Genomic DNA, 15214 nt, shown 5'->3' with positions numbered 1-15214 from the left:
TCTCATACTTAGCGTGTACCAATATACATTTTATAAAGTCATCCTTGCTTATACAGCATGATTATGAGATTCCCGCCTTTCCGATAAACCGGAACAGGTCGCGGGAATGACGTGCAGGAATGTGAGATCATCTTACAATCCTATAAAGCAGGTGCAAACAGCCAATGCACAAATTCATCCTGTGTTTACTATAATTTAAAATGTAAAAGCTAAGAAAGAAAAATACTACCAGTCTTTCTCTGGTTGCATTGTATTGTTCTTATCCTGAAGTTTTTGCTGCAATTGTTTTTCCTGGTTGCGCAGTTCATTGAATTTTTGCTGCATCATATCTTTATTCAACGGCTTTTGTTTTTGCTGCTGTTGCTGCTGCTGATTTTGTTGCTGCTGGTTTTTTGGCCTGCTTTGTTGCTGCTGTTGTTTTAATTCATTCAATGCTTTCTGAAGGTTTTCCCTTGCATCATCATCATCCGGGTTTTCTTTTAATGATTCCTTGAATGCCGCAATGGCTTTTAATAAATCTTTCGCTTTTACATAAGCCAGCGCCTTATTATAGTTGGCATCAGATTTTAAAGAATTGAGCGATGCATCTTTAATTACGTCATCATAATTTTTACCGGCTTCACCCAGCTCATTTTGTTTTTGCAATGCATTGGCGAGATTGAAGCGCGCTGTATTGTTAGCCGGACTTTTTCGCAAAGCATTTTTGTAAGCTTCAACCGCTGTTTTATAATCGCCTTTGCGGTAAGCCTCATTGCCTTTGTTTATCCCGTTATTGGCGGGTTGCGCCATAATGCCGGCAGCAAAACACATCATCAATATGGTAAAAAGATATTTCAGCTTGCCTGTATTTTTCTTTTTGTTTCAGGAATAAAAATTTCTGCAACTAACAGCAGCAACGCCATCAATACAAAAACGCTGTACAAAGAACTGTATTGTTTTTCGCCACCCCCCGTTTCTATGGCTTTCTTTTCCATGCCATCTAAAATAGCGGCAATATTACTGGGAGATGAGCCTGCATTATCAAGATGAAAATAGGCGCCGCCTGTTTGCTGCGCTATCTTCCTTAATTCTTCTTCATTCAATTTGCTTATAATAGTTTGCCCGTTCCTGTCAACCTTATATGCATTGGTGCCGGGCTCCATGATGGGCGCCCCGTTTACACTGCCCACGCCTACCGTATTTACAATAATGCCATTATCGCTTAACTGCTGCAATATGGCTTCAGAACCGGGATCATGATCTTCACCATCAGAAATTAAAACGACGGCCTTGTATTTTTTTTCTTCTGAATTGAATGAACCGGCACATAAACGCAAGGCATCGCCAACCACTGTTCCCTGCACAGGCGCCGCTTCGGGCGAAGCATTGGAGACATATAATTTGGATACGGCAAAATCTGATGTAAGCGGCATTTGCAAAACGGCGCGACCGGCAAAAACCACAAGCCCTACACGGTTATCATCCAGCTTATCAATGAGATTATTTACAAATTGTTTTGCCGCATCAAGCCTGGAAGGCTTTACATCTTCGGCCCACATGCTTTTGCTTACATCCAATGCAATCATTATATCAATGCCGGCGCGTTTTTCCTCTTTACCCACAACAGGCTTTCTTAAATTGGCCGCAGCAATGATTAACAGCAGTATGCTTGTAGCAATTAATATAAATTTCAGCTTATACTTTTTATCATCATAATTCTTTGTAAGCTGATTGATCAGCTTTTCATCACCCAGCGCTTTCTTTACTTTTTTCTTCCATTGCAATACAGAAAAAAGCAGCAAAGCCAGCGGTATAATTATCACCAGCCCTGTAAGATATGCCGGATGTTCAAATTGAAACATAATGTGATGGCTGCAAGCTACAAGCATTAAGCCAATTGCATAATTTAAAACTTAATTTTTATGGTTTGGTTAATGAATTGCAGAGAGAAGAACATTAAGATTGCAGTGCCATTAAAAGCTGAATACTTATTTTTAGAAGAATGCGCAATAAGAAGTCAATGAGGTTTAGTTAAGGTTTAAGTTTTGAAATATTCAATAATCCCCGCCTGACCGAATCAGTCGGGCAGGAATGCTCAATATTCAATTTACCAATGTTTACCATTGAATTTTATGGCGGCTTTATGCGGAAACTGCTCTCAGAAATTAATCCTGCTTTAATAATGCTACGCAACCCTTACTTATTCTGAAAGCATGACAATACAATCATCAGATGCTGCATAAAGCTTTCGCAGAAGCAATAAATGTATCATCGTGTTGAGGTCATTTGCGGAATGACGTACGGTAATTGAAGGCATAGCTGAACGTACCGGCACAAACGGGAAAATAAAATCAATATATTTTCGTGATCCCGATAATAATCTTATTCAAGTAAGCAATTATTAAATGATGAAGCCAGAATTCAGGCTTGTTGTGGATTTTCGCGTTTTCAGGGCACTCCTAATTAAAATAAAAACCGTTGCAATTACCTAACTTACCTGTCGCATATAACTTCTCAAAAATTCTTTAGGTGACTTTTTTACCACGCTTTTAAACACACGGTTAAAATTAGTAATGCTGTTAAAACCTGTGTTGTAGGCAATACTTGCAATGGTATCGTTGCCGTTTTCCATTAATTGCTTGCAGGCCTCATTAATTCTTACCTGGTTAACAAAGCCAACCAATGTGTTGTGCGTATGTTTTTTAAAATAGCGGCAAAATGCCTGCGGCGTCATGTAAGCTAATTTCGACACCTGTTCAAGCGTTATGGGTTCTTTATAATTACGCATGATGAAATTATAAATGTTAGCTATGCGTATGCCTTCATTATCGTTGCATATTGAAATTTCCGATTTGGTTGATAAAGGCTCAAGCTTTTCAATTGATGAAAGTGTTTTCAAAAGGTTTATAAAAAGCAGGAACTGTTCTACGCCATCCGTAGTGCTTATCTTTTTAATTTTGGCAGAAGCTTCGGCTATTTTGTTTTTAGGAATGCGAAACCCATGGTTTTGCTGGTTTATAAACTGCTTTAGCTGCTTTAATTCGGGTATAGAAAAAAACGGTGAAAGCTGTGCATCTACACTAAAGAATATATCAATGGAATGGGTTCGCTTAGCGTTATTGTTTTCAAAATAAGACGGGTCGCTTTTAAAAACATGGGGCTGGTTGGCGCCTATCCAGAAAATTTCATCCGAATGAAAATTATGCATATTGTTGCCTGCTACCAATGTGCCTTCTCCATCAATTATCCAGGTTAGCTGCACTTCGTTATGCCGGTGCAGGTAAGGATAAAAATTGGGAAGCTTCTCTTCCTTAATTATAATTGATTTGTTGGCCGGCACCGGCAGGGTAAATTCGAGAATTTTCATAATTGAAATAAATGTCGGTGATACAATTATTTTAAAGCCGCTTCGAATTTACGGATATTATCCCAATACATTTCAATATTTATTTAACAGGGTTAAAACTGTGCTATAGTTGATTAATTACTCATGCATTGTAAACAACAAGTTAATATCAGTAAACAATTTGTTAATATTCTTGAAAGCATGCGGCAAAGACTATAATAGTTTTGGCAACAATTATTTTCCAATCTATTTAATCATTCTGCGTATGCTATGCATTTCCAAAACTTTCAGGGTACAGCAATTGTTGTACCTGGCTGTCTTATTATTTATCACGTTGCCGGTTTTCAGCCAGCAATCTTTACAAGGTAAAGTTGTTGATTCGGCAGGCAACCCGGTGCCCGGGGCAACTGTTCGCATTAAAAACAGTAAAGCAACTGCTGTTACAAACAACGAAGGAAGCTTTACAATAAAGGGCGCGGTTAACAGTGTGCTTATTGTATCAAGCATTGGCTATGCTGAACAGGAAGTGGCCGCCGGCAGCCAGTCAGATATTACCATCACATTAAGTTTATCATCAGCAACATTGAATGAAGTGGTTGTAACGGCTTTAGGTGTGCGAAGAGAAAAGCGTAACCTGACTTACAGCACGCAGCAGGTAAACAGCGATGAAATTACCAAAGCACAGGAGCCTAATGTGCTTAATACAATATCTGGCAAGGTGGCCGGCGTGCAAATTACCAGCACTACCGGTGCGCCCGGGAGCGCCTCTTCTATTATAGTAAGAGGAATAACTTCTTTAACCGGCGATAACCAGGCCCTGATAGTGATAGATGGCGTACCCATGAATAATGATGAAACTGACGGCGGCGGCGACGGCGGCGCCGGCACCAACAGGCTGGCTGATATAGACCCCGGCATTATTGAGAATATCAACATTTTAAAAGGAGGCGCTGCAACGGCTTTATATGGTTCTGCCGGCGCCAGGGGTGTGGTGCTGATAACTACCAAAAATGGCAACGGGAACAGGAAGCCTGCAGTTACTTTATCATCGTCTGTTTCTGTGGAAGACGCCATACTGCCGCCGCGGCAAATGACCTACGCACAGGGAAGCGATGGCATATATTATGACGGCGAAACCGTAAAAACAAGTACTTCGTGGGGGCCGAGAATAGACACTTTGTACGACGACGATGGAAATAAAGTGCCGTTTTACAACCAGTTAAAGCTGTTTTTCAAAACAGGTGTAACCAATAATAACTCGGTAAGTGTTTCGGGCGGCAATAACACCTCTGATTATTTTGCATCGTATTCCTATTTTAACCAAACAGGCACGGTGCCTAATACCAGCTTAGACCGGCATACCATGTTTACCAAATTTCGCTCACAAATTTTTGATAAGCTTTCTTTAAGCGCCCAGTTAAATTATTCTTATTCCAAAGACCTAAGCTCAAACCAGGGATATGGTTTGCAAAACCCGCTGGTAACTACATATATCGCCCCCATTTCGTATAACATGCTGCCTTACTTAGAAGAAGACGGCTCACAGCGTTTATATCGCTACAGCCGCGATAACCCTTACTGGGTATTGGATAACGTGCTAAATACCTCTGTTGTAAACAGGTTTTTGCCACAAATAACACTGAATTACGACGCTACAGACTGGCTGACCATAACAGAAAGGTTAGGCGCTGATATATATGCCGACCAATACAATTATCATGTAAACATCGGCGACATTTCTTATACCACCGGCAGGCTTATCAGCAACAACCAAAACTTCCGCCAGTTTAACCACGATTTAATTGTGCAGGCAAAAAAACAATTCGGGCAGTTTAATGCAACATTACTGGTGGGCAATAACGTTTTCAGCCAGCATTGGGACCAAATGTATGCCGTGGGCACAGGCCTTGCCCAATCCGGCTACTACAATATGGCCAGCGCTTCTACAGTTACGTATGATGAGTCGCAAACATTAAGAAGGAAGGTTGGGTTTTATGCCCAGGCAGAAGTGGATTATGATAAATACCTGGTACTGTCATTAACCGGCAGGATAGACAGAAGCTCGGTATTGGCACTGGACAACGGTTTTTACCCTTATGGTTCTGCAGCCCTTGGCTTTATATTTTCCGAACTGTTAAACGAGAATGTAAAAAAGGTTATAAATTTTGGTAAAGCCCGCATATCGTATGCTTCTGTGGGCAACGATAATGTAGGCCCATACGCAAACAGCACTCCGTATTACCAGGCATATACCAATGTATCTTTTCCATACAGCGGGCAAAACGGGTTTCTTATCAGTTCTTCCCTCGGCAATCCAAACTTAAAGAATGAATTGCAGAAAGAATTTGAAGTTGGCCTGGAAGCTAAATTTCTCAATAGCAGGCTTGGGTTTGAAGCCTCATACTACGTGAGGAACATGGCCGATTTATTATTGGAAAATATCACGCTGCCTTATTCTACCGGTTATGGTTCCACTACTATTAACTCAGGCAAAGTCCGCAGTAAGGGCCTGGAAATTTTATTAACTGCCACCCCGGTTAAAACAAAGAATTTCTCCTGGGATGTTACCATAAACTATTCAAAAATCAATACCAGGGTTTTAAAAATAGCCACCGATCTTCCCCAAACTTCAATAGGGTTTACGTATATAAAAGAAGGTTCCCCTTATGGCATGCTGTACGGAACAAAATATGCCCGGGATGATAACGGCAACATATTAGTTGATGATAACGGCCTGCCTTACGCAGCGGACGACCAGGGTTTTCTTGGTTCCGCTATGCCAGACTGGATCGGCGGCATCATTAACCAGTTCCGCTATAAAAACCTTAGCTTAAGTTTCCAGATAGATACAAGGCAGGGAGGCAAGCTGCAGAATGTGGATGAGTATTATAACCTGTTTTATGGTGTTTCAAAAATTACAGAAAAAAGGGATGATTTTGTGGTGCCCGGCATTGTTGCCTCAACCGGGAAAGAAAATGACATAGTGGTAGATGCACAAACCTATTTTCAAACCATCAGCTATATAACCGAACCGCAAATACAGGACGCGTCGTTTATCAAACTGCGCAACGTAAGTTTAAGCTATGCATTTAATAATTCGCCTTTTTTGAAAAAAATATTTAAAGAGGCAAACCTTACTTTAACAGGGCGTAATCTGTGGATACATAAAGCGGCAAACTTTACAGGCTCCGACCCGGAATCAAACAACACATTTGGTACCAGCAACGGCGCCCTTGGCGTATATACTTTCGGCACGCCAACATCCCGTTCTTATGGCTGCAGTTTAAAACTTACATTTTAAACCCTGCCTTATCCCGGATTAAACATTTCATTTCTAAAAGCTATTAAAATTTCAAGAATGAAACGCATTAAAACCTTCATATATCTTTTTATAACTGCTGCTTCCCTTACCGGCTGCAAAAAATTTATAGACGTAAACACAAACCCCAATACCATTAGTGCCGCATCTGAAGCGCTGATATTATCGCCCGTGGAAGAAGGCATGTCAAGCTATGTATGCGGCGGCTACAACGCCATACTGGTGAATTACTGGATGCAGAATATGACGCTGAACCAGGCAGTGCCTAACGATGTAACCTACGTGGTAACAAACAACAGCTTCGACGGGCCGTGGTACAACTTTTATGTTATATGCATGAACAACCTGTACCAGTTAAATTTAATTGCAATGACAAACGGCAATTCCATGTATGCCGGCATTGCCAAAACATTAATGGCCTATACGCTTGGTTCGGCTACCGACTTATGGGGCGATATTCCTTACTCAGAAGCATTTCAGGGAACAGATGTAACAACTGCATCGTACGATTCGCAGGAAAGCATTTACAGCAGCATCAGCACCTTGCTTGACAGCGCCATTACGCAGCTTAACAGCGGAGAAGGAACCTCGCCTGGCTCTGATGATTTCTTTTACAGCGGCGATATGGCCAGTTGGTTAAAGCTCGCCTATTCATTAAAAGCGCGCTACATAATGCACCTTACAAAAGCAGACGGCTATTCTGCCGCTACACAGGCAAGCCTTGCATTAACTGCTTTGGAAAATGGCATGACGGATTATAGTGACGATTGCTACTTTCCATATTCCGGCGAAACAACCGCTTCAGCGCCCTGGTACTGGAATTTTTATAATACCACTACAGCCATTATGGCCTCTACTTATGTAGATTCATTAAAAGCCCGCAGCGACCCCCGTATTGGCATTTTACTTACCGAGGCTACGAATACAGGTTTATATACCGGCAGTGTTATTGGTTCAGGCTTTACTGACCTGAATGATTATTCCGTAGCCGGCAGCTTTTACGGCGATGCCGCCTCAAACGGTTATGTATTCAATGCAGATGAAGCCTTGTTTTTAAAAGCGGAAGCCACATACTATGTATCCGGTTATGCCGCAGCAAGCATTATTTACAGGGAAGCAATTATAGATAATATGCTGAAATTAGGCGTAGATACCACTTCATCCGCAGCACAGTCTTATTTAACTGCCCGCGGTACATTAACCGCATCCAATGCCTTGCAAAGGATTATGGAAGAAAAAGCAGTTGCCAATTTCTTTTCAATGGAAAACTGGGTTGACTGGAGAAGGACCGGCTATCCTTCCTTAACAGTTATCAGCACAGCCAATGGCGCCCCGTCGAGCGTTACGGAAATACCCCGCCGGTTTTTATATCCTGAAAATGAAGTTACATCCAATCCCCAAAGCGTACAAAGCGCTGCAATTACAGACCGCGTTTGGTGGGATACCCAATAACTTTTTTGCATAGCTGGTTCAATAAAGCTCTTTCCTGCTTGGAGGAGCTTTTTATTTTCAGTTATCCAAACAGGGTCACGTTAATGATGAACCAGGCGCTATGCGGGGCGTCTTCGCCCCGCATCATTATTATATCGCTTCCGGCGATTTATTTTAATGGTTAATATTGATGAATGATTTATTAAAAAGCTTTCATCAAATAAACAATACATCAAATAATTTTGAAAAAAATTAATCACATGGCAATAGACTGGAAAGGCGTATTTCCCGCGCTAACAACTAAATTCAGCAGGCAGGACCAGCTTGACCTTCCTGCATTTGAAACAAACCTTACAGCACAACTGGAAGCCGGCGTTGATGGCATTATTCTCGGCGGCACCCTGGGCGAAGCCAGCGTATTAACGCTTGAAGAAAAAGAAGTGCTTGTAAAATTTTGTGTTGATAAAGTAGATGGCAAAGTGCCCGTTGTAATGAACATTGCAGAAGGCTCCACCCGCGAAGCGGTGCGCCAGGCAATATTGGCAAAAGAATGGGGTGCAGAAGGTTTAATGTTGTTGCCGCCCATGCGTTATAAAAGCGATCACCGCGAAACGGTTGAATATTTCAAAGCCGTTGCAGGCGCCACCCCCCTGCCTGTTATTTTATACAATAACCCCGTTGATTATAAAACAGAGATAACGCTCGACATGTTTGATGAGCTTACCGATGTGCCCACCATCCAGGCCGTAAAAGAATCAACAAGGGATGTTACCAATGTTACCCGCATGATAAACCGTTTTGGCGATCGCTTCAAACTGTTGTGCGGTGTGGACACGCTGGCCATGGAAGAATTGTTGCTCGGTGCGCATGGCTGGGTAGCCGGCCTGGTATGTGCTTTCCCTGCAGAAACCGTTGCCATTTACAGGCTCATCAAAGCCGGCAAAATTGAGCAGGCCATTCCAATTTACCGTTGGTTCATGCCGCTGCTCGAGCTTGATATTCATGCAAAGCTCGTGCAGTACATCAAGCTCGCTGAAGCGCAGGCGGGCATTGGCACAGAGTATGTGCGCGCCCCGCGCCTCACCTTAATAGGCAAAGAAAGGGAGCGTATATTAGGTATAATTAACAGCGCTTTGGCAGTGCGCCCCACCTTGCCCGAGTACCTTTCGCTTGAAGAAAAAGCCTTTGCTGTGTAAGATATTTTTATGGGGGTTACGGGCAGTTGTATTTCATGGCATCGTCCCTGAAGCCTGCCCCGCGCTTGATGCGGGGACGCAACACTTGTACAGTATATCATTGGGCAGCTAAGGCTTCCAATTCAAAACAGGCTTACAGTATGTAAACCTGTTTAATTTTTTTAACGCGTTGCCTCGCAACGCAGGTAACCATTATGCAACAAACATTAAACGCAGAAAAAAATACAGCCGCAGCCAACATTGATGGCGTAATGCAGAACGCACTGTATGCATTCAATCAGTACAAAAAATTTTCATCCGCAAAGCGCGCAGCCTTTTTAGAAACCATTGCAGATGAAATAGAAAAACTGCGCGAACAATTAGTGCCGCTTGCCAGCGAAGAAACCAATCTTCCGCTTGCCAGGTTAAACGGTGAAATAAGCCGCACCACAGGGCAGCTTACAATGTTTGCAGCATTAATTAAAGAAGGCAGTTGGGTAGAAGCCAGCATTGATACGGCAGATGCAAACCGCACACCGCCCAAACCGGATATACGCAAAATGCTGGTTCCTGTTGGGCCTGTTGTTGTTTTTGGCGCCAGCAATTTTCCGTTTGCATTTTCCACTGCCGGCGGCGATACGGCAAGCGTTTTGGCTTCCGGTTCAAGCGTTGTTATAAAAGCGCACCCGGCGCATCCTGAAACTTCTGCGCTTGTTTTTTCCGCTATGCAAAAAGCCATTGCCAAAACAGGCATTCCTCAACATACAGTGCAGCACGTAACCGATACAAGCAACGATGCAGGCAAAGCGCTCGTAATACATCCGCATACAAAAGGTGTTGGCTTTACAGGCTCTTTTGCCGGCGGCAAAGCCCTGGTGGAATATGCCCGCCAGCGCGAAATACCCATTCCTGTTTTTGCTGAAATGGGCAGCATCAACCCTGTTGTTTTCTATCCGGATACATTATCCAAAAATGCGGAAGCACTGGCCGCGCAATATGCAGCCTCCATCACATTAGGCGTTGGGCAGTTCTGTACTAATCCGGGATTGTTATTAGGCATAAAAAGCAAAGGCTTTGATAACTTCTTATCGGCGCTTGGAAAAGAGATAACTAAAGTCCAGCCACAGAAAATGTTGCATAGTGGTATATGTTTCTCTTATAAAAATGGTTTAAGTGAAATGCTGGAGCAGCAAGGCTTGCAGGTGGTTGCACAATCATCAACTGATGCTAATGACAATGAAGCGGTGGCATTAGTTGCCTCTGTTGATGCCAAAGCTTTTTTAAGCAATAAACATTTTACCGAAGAAGTTTTCGGCCCATATTCTTTAGCCATCATTTGCGATGATGCGGCTCAGTTGAAGCAGTGTTTGCAAAGTTTAAATGGCCAGCTTACATCAGGCATTATGGCAACAGAAAAAGATGTTGCCGATTATACTGATGTAATAGAATGGCAGCATACCCTTGCCGGGAGAATATTATTGAACAATGCGCCTACCGGTGTTGAAGTGTGCGCCAGCATGGTGCATGGCGGCCCTTATCCTGCCACAACAGATGCAAGGTTTACATCTGTTGGCACAACCGCTATTAAACGCTGGGTGCGGCCAATTGCCTTGCAAAACTTTTTTGATGCTATGCTTCCGGATGAATTGAAGAATGATAACCCTTTGGGCATTCTTAGGTTGATAGACAATGTTTATACGAGGGATGCGGTAAGGAAGGCCTAATGCAGGAATAAGGATAAAGACATAACCTTCGCTGTAAAATAATCTCCTGCATACATTTAGCTCTTTGTAATACAGAACCTGTTTTTATTTGGTTTACGCATTAGCGTTAAAGCACGTTGCATGCCTGTTACACACGCTTGGTGCTGATGGCATCTTGAATATAGCACAATGCTGCATGGTAGTGGATATGGAACAAGCATCGGATGCAGCATCAAGCATTGCATCGCAATGCTGCGTGTGTAGAAAATATGAATGACAATTCCCCGTTGCATCGCAACAAAACGTGTGTTAAAATATAAATGACGATTCTATCACCGTTGTATTGCTAAACAGCGTTAAACGTTGCATCGCAACGAAAGGTGTGTAGAAAATGATAATTGTAATATTTGCCGTTCCATCGGAACGGAACGTACGGGGTATTATGTGGTTAAATGATTAATTTTATTTTCAACATACCAATTAAAATTCCGTACAATGGCCAATACCTACACACGTTTACATATTCAATTTGTGTTTGCAGTAAAATACAGGACCGCGATGATAGACAACACATGGAAAGACAGATTGCATGGTTACATGACCGGCATTGTTCAAAACCATAATCATAAAATGCTGCAGATAAACAGCATGCCTGATCATATACACATATTCATCGGGTTAAATCCGGAACAATCCATATCATCGCTGATGCAACGTGTAAAAACAGATAGCTCTGCATGGATTAATGACAGCGGTTTTTGTAAATCGAAATTTTTATGGCAAAAGGGATATGGTGCATTTTCTTATGCCAGGAGTCAGGTGGATACAGTTATCCGTTACATACAAAACCAGGAGCAGCATCATCGCAAACAAACATTCCTTGATGAGTACAGAAAGTTTCTTACTGTGTTTGAAGTGGATTGGGACGAGCGCTATATATTTAAAGAACCTGAATAGGCTGACATAGCATGTTGCGTTCCTACGGAACGCATATTATGTTTTGCATGTTTTTGTTACACACGTTGGGTACCGATGGCACGGTAATAAAGTTTATATCTTATTTGTGTACAAGGCCTGGCATTCAGCTTTCATTGCAATAAGATATCTGTAGAAAACGAACCAGGATTCCACGTTGCATCGCAACCGGATCTGTAATATAATAAAATCAACATCCCACGTTGCATCGCAACGGAACGTATGTAGAACTGTATGATTTTTATCGTTCCATCGGAACGAAACATAATTATATGAAGAAAACATTTTTTTGTATTGATGCCCATACCTGCGGCAACCCCGTAAGATTGGTGGCCGGCGGCGGCCCCAATTTGGAAGGTAAAAACATGAGCGAAAAGCGCCAGCATTTTTTAAAAGAGTATGACTGGATACGCAAAGGCTTAATGTTTGAGCCCCGCGGCCATGATATGATGAGCGGCAGCATTCTCTACCCGCCGCACGACCCTGCAAATGACGTGGCCGTTTTATTTATTGAAACCAGCGGTTGCCTGCCCATGTGCGGCCATGGCACCATCGGCACCATTACAAGCGCCATTGAAGAAGGTTTGATTCAGCCAAAAACACCGGGCATTGTGCGCATGGAAGCGCCGGCTGGTTTGGTGTTGATTTCTTATAAACAGGACGGCAAAAAAGTAAAATCGGTGAAGCTGGTGAACGTGCCGGCTTTCCTCGCCGCTGAAAATATTGAAGTGGAATGCCCTGAACTCGGCATGTTGAAAGTGGATGTGAGTTATGGCGGAAATTTTTACGCCATTGTTGATGTGCAGGAAAATTTCAGAGGCTTACAATATTATAGTGCCGATCAGTTAATTAGCTGGGCGCGGGTAATGCGCCAGCGCATCAATGAAACCAACACATTTGTGCATCCGGATGATGCAACCATAAATGGCTGCTCGCATATTTTATGGACGGGCGATGTGCTCGATAAAACATCCACTGCCCGCAATGCTGTATTTTATGGCGATAAAGCCATAGACCGTTCGCCCTGCGGCACCGGCACTTCGGCGCGCATGGCGCAATGGTATGCAAAGGGCAAACTGAAAAAGGGCGACAGGTTTATACATGAAAGCATTATCGGTTCAAAATTTATTGGCACGGTAGAAGAAGCACTAACGGTTGGCGGCAAAGCTGCCATTCGCCCCGGCATTGAAGGCTGGGCAAGGGTTTACGGCTATAATACCATTACCATTGATCCGGATGACGACCCTTATGCTTATGGCTTCCAGGTTTTATAATTGATATTGAAAGTTATATTTGAGCTATCAAAACTTTTACATGCAGGAATCTTCAACGCAAAAAAATTTTAAGCAATCATTCAGTTTGCTGGATGCAACCATGATTGTTGCCGGTTCTATGATCGGTTCGGGTATATTTATCGTAAGCGCCGATATGACGCGCACCGTTGGCTCTGCCGGCTGGCTTATCTTATTATGGATACTAACCGGCGTGCTTACCTTAATTGCGGCATTAAGTTATGGTGAGTTAAGCGCTATGTTCCCCAAAGCAGGCGGCCAGTATGTTTACCTGAAAGAAGCCTACAACCCGCTCACGGGTTTTTTATATGGCTGGAGTTTTTTTGCCGTGATACAAACCGGCACCATCGCCGCAGTGGGTGTTGCTTTCAGCAAGTTTGCTTCTTATATTTTTCCATCGTTAGGCGAAAGCAATATACTCGCCGATCTCGGGTTTATAAAAATATCGGCGGCGCAGGTCACGTCTATCATACTCATAGTTTTCTTAACGGCTGTAAACACCATGGGCGTAAAAGAAGGCAAGCTTATACAAACATTTTTTACGCTGGTTAAACTTGTTGCTTTATTTGGCCTTATCATTTTTGGTTTTATGGCTGCCAGCAAAACAACCTGGGATGCAAACTGGGCCACCGGTTTTTCTTTTGGAAAAATGAATGGCGATATGCTCGTTCCCTACGTTGGTTTTGCCGGCATCGGCGCCGCCTCCGGCGCCATGGTGGGCAGTTTGTTCAGCAGCGATAGCTGGAACAATGTAACCTTTATTGCCAATGAAATCAAGAACCCGAAACGCAACATCGGGCTGGCGCTTTTTCTCGGAACATTCATCGTTACCTTAATTTACACAGCCACCAATTTAATGTACCTCGGCGTTATGCCTTTGCATGGTATTGCCCATGCTGAAAACGACCGCGTAGGTGTTGATGCTGCCAAACTTATTTTTGGCGATGTTGGCACCAATATTATTGCCATAATGCTGATGGTGTCAACATTTGGTTGTAATAATGGTTTGATATTATCCGGCGCAAGGGTGTATTATACTATGGCGAAAGATGGCTTGTTTTTTCAGCAGGTTGGCAAGCTGAACAAGAATGCCGTGCCTGCGCGTGGTTTATGGATACAATGTTTATGGGCAAGCGTTTTGTGCTTAAGCGGCCGCTATGGCGACCTGCTGAACTATATAATTTTTACCGTACTTATTTTCTATGTACTTACCATTATCGGCATATTTATTTTACGCAGAAAGCGCCCCGATATTCCACGCAGCTATAAAGCTTTCGGCTATCCGGTTTTGCCATTATTGTATGTAATTGCGGCAACCATTATCTGCATTTCATTATTAATATACATACCAGATTATACATGGCCGGGCCTCTGCATTGTGTTGCTTGGCATTCCCATTTATTACTTTGTGTGGAGGCATAAGCATGTAATTGAAGAAGTGCCCGGAGATGGGGAAACGTACATGAAGGAATAGTTGCTGCTGCGAACAGCAATGTTGGTGAACGTAATATGTATGCGGTTGCTTTAAGGGATGCATCAACAACTGTTGAACTTGTGCGAAAAATCGCTAAAACCCTGTAAAGAATTAAATTTTTAAACAGATTCTAAGATCATGAAGCTGCGTTTAAGCCGGCCTCATGAATTAATTGCCAGATCGAAATGCTCTTCTTCAATTCAGCAGATTTTAGCCAGGACAAAATGAGAACTTATTTTTTTTGATACCTTCTTAAGCCCTGCTCAGAAATATAATTACATTAAAGAAGCCCATCCCCTTATAGGCGGGTGTCCACCATAACCGTCAACTTAAGCCCAAAGGGCTTGAATTTGAATAGCCGTGAGCGAAACTCACGGTAAAAATGTCGAAGTTTTTGTTGAACCCGCGCAGCGGGTTCAATATCAAAACCGTTTCATTTGCCCACCGGTTGCACCGATGGCTATTTAAATTAAACCCCATTCGGGGTCTTTTATTAATCGTGTTTCTCCTAAGTTGACGG

Annotated in this window: 10 protein-coding genes; 7 read left to right on the top strand and 3 right to left on the bottom strand. The window is 42.8% G+C overall.

Annotated elements, in window-relative coordinates; all coding sequences use genetic code 11:
- Positions 1-225: 225 nt before the first annotated feature.
- The 3 genes from QM629_RS15690 to QM629_RS15680 form a co-directional block, all read right to left on the bottom strand.
- Complete coding sequence (locus tag QM629_RS15690; protein ID WP_415160836.1) at positions 226-813, bottom strand: tetratricopeptide repeat protein; 588 nt, start codon at positions 811-813, stop codon at positions 226-228.
- Positions 814-833: 20 nt separating this feature from the next.
- Positions 834-1841 (bottom strand): VWA domain-containing protein, encoded by a 1008-nt coding sequence (locus tag QM629_RS15685; RefSeq protein WP_415160835.1) that lies wholly within the window; start codon positions 1839-1841, stop codon positions 834-836.
- A 626-nt stretch (positions 1842-2467) separates the two neighbouring features.
- Positions 2468-3346, bottom strand: coding sequence for an AraC family transcriptional regulator (locus QM629_RS15680; protein ID WP_415160834.1), 879 nt, complete (start codon positions 3344-3346; stop codon positions 2468-2470).
- Positions 3347-3518: 172 nt separating this feature from the next.
- On the opposite strand from QM629_RS15680, the gene QM629_RS15675 reads away from it, so the two are divergent.
- From QM629_RS15675 to QM629_RS15645, 7 genes are all read left to right on the top strand, one after another.
- A complete protein-coding gene (locus QM629_RS15675) occupies positions 3519-6626 on the top strand; it encodes a SusC/RagA family TonB-linked outer membrane protein (protein WP_415160833.1) in 3108 nt (1035 codons plus the stop codon).
- Positions 6627-6683: 57 nt separating this feature from the next.
- Positions 6684-8096 carry a SusD/RagB family nutrient-binding outer membrane lipoprotein gene (locus tag QM629_RS15670; RefSeq protein ID WP_415160832.1) on the top strand — a complete coding sequence of 471 codons (1413 nt, stop codon included), beginning with the start codon at positions 6684-6686 and terminating at the stop codon, positions 8094-8096.
- Positions 8097-8335: 239 nt separating this feature from the next.
- Positions 8336-9271 (top strand): dihydrodipicolinate synthase family protein, encoded by a 936-nt coding sequence (locus QM629_RS15665; RefSeq protein WP_415160831.1) that lies wholly within the window; start codon positions 8336-8338, stop codon positions 9269-9271.
- Between the two features lie 194 nt (positions 9272-9465).
- Complete coding sequence (locus QM629_RS15660; RefSeq protein ID WP_415160830.1) at positions 9466-10974, top strand: aldehyde dehydrogenase (NADP(+)); 1509 nt, start codon at positions 9466-9468, stop codon at positions 10972-10974.
- Positions 10975-11448: 474 nt separating this feature from the next.
- Entirely contained in the window at positions 11449-11910 is a 462-nt protein-coding gene (gene tnpA / locus QM629_RS15655; protein WP_415160829.1) for an IS200/IS605 family transposase, read from the top strand.
- A 290-nt stretch (positions 11911-12200) separates the two neighbouring features.
- Positions 12201-13202, top strand: a complete 1002-nt coding sequence (locus QM629_RS15650) for a 4-hydroxyproline epimerase (RefSeq protein ID WP_415160828.1) — start codon at positions 12201-12203, stop codon at positions 13200-13202.
- Positions 13203-13242: 40 nt separating this feature from the next.
- Entirely contained in the window at positions 13243-14694 is a 1452-nt protein-coding gene (locus QM629_RS15645; RefSeq protein ID WP_415160827.1) for an APC family permease, read from the top strand.
- Positions 14695-15214 lie beyond the last annotated feature (520 nt).

Origin of the sequence: Parafilimonas sp. (assembly GCF_047606085.1) — a bacterium.
Classification (GTDB): domain Bacteria; phylum Bacteroidota; class Bacteroidia; order Chitinophagales; family Chitinophagaceae; genus Parafilimonas.
Note: the sequence above shows the minus strand (reverse complement) of the source record. Positions and strands in the feature narration are given on the sequence as shown.

Coding starts and splice junctions, on each gene's coding strand:
- QM629_RS15650 (WP_415160828.1), top strand. CDS start 12,201: ATGAAGAAAACATTTTTTTGTATTGATGCCCATACCTGCGGCAACCCC.
- QM629_RS15670 (WP_415160832.1), top strand. CDS start 6,684: ATGAAACGCATTAAAACCTTCATATATCTTTTTATAACTGCTGCTTCC.
- QM629_RS15690 (WP_415160836.1), bottom strand. CDS start 813: ATGATGTGTTTTGCTGCCGGCATTATGGCGCAACCCGCCAATAACGGG.
- QM629_RS15680 (WP_415160834.1), bottom strand. CDS start 3,346: ATGAAAATTCTCGAATTTACCCTGCCGGTGCCGGCCAACAAATCAATT.
- QM629_RS15660 (WP_415160830.1), top strand. CDS start 9,466: ATGCAACAAACATTAAACGCAGAAAAAAATACAGCCGCAGCCAACATT.
- QM629_RS15685 (WP_415160835.1), bottom strand. CDS start 1,841: ATGTTTCAATTTGAACATCCGGCATATCTTACAGGGCTGGTGATAATT.
- QM629_RS15665 (WP_415160831.1), top strand. CDS start 8,336: ATGGCAATAGACTGGAAAGGCGTATTTCCCGCGCTAACAACTAAATTC.
- QM629_RS15645 (WP_415160827.1), top strand. CDS start 13,243: ATGCAGGAATCTTCAACGCAAAAAAATTTTAAGCAATCATTCAGTTTG.
- tnpA (WP_415160829.1), top strand. CDS start 11,449: ATGGCCAATACCTACACACGTTTACATATTCAATTTGTGTTTGCAGTA.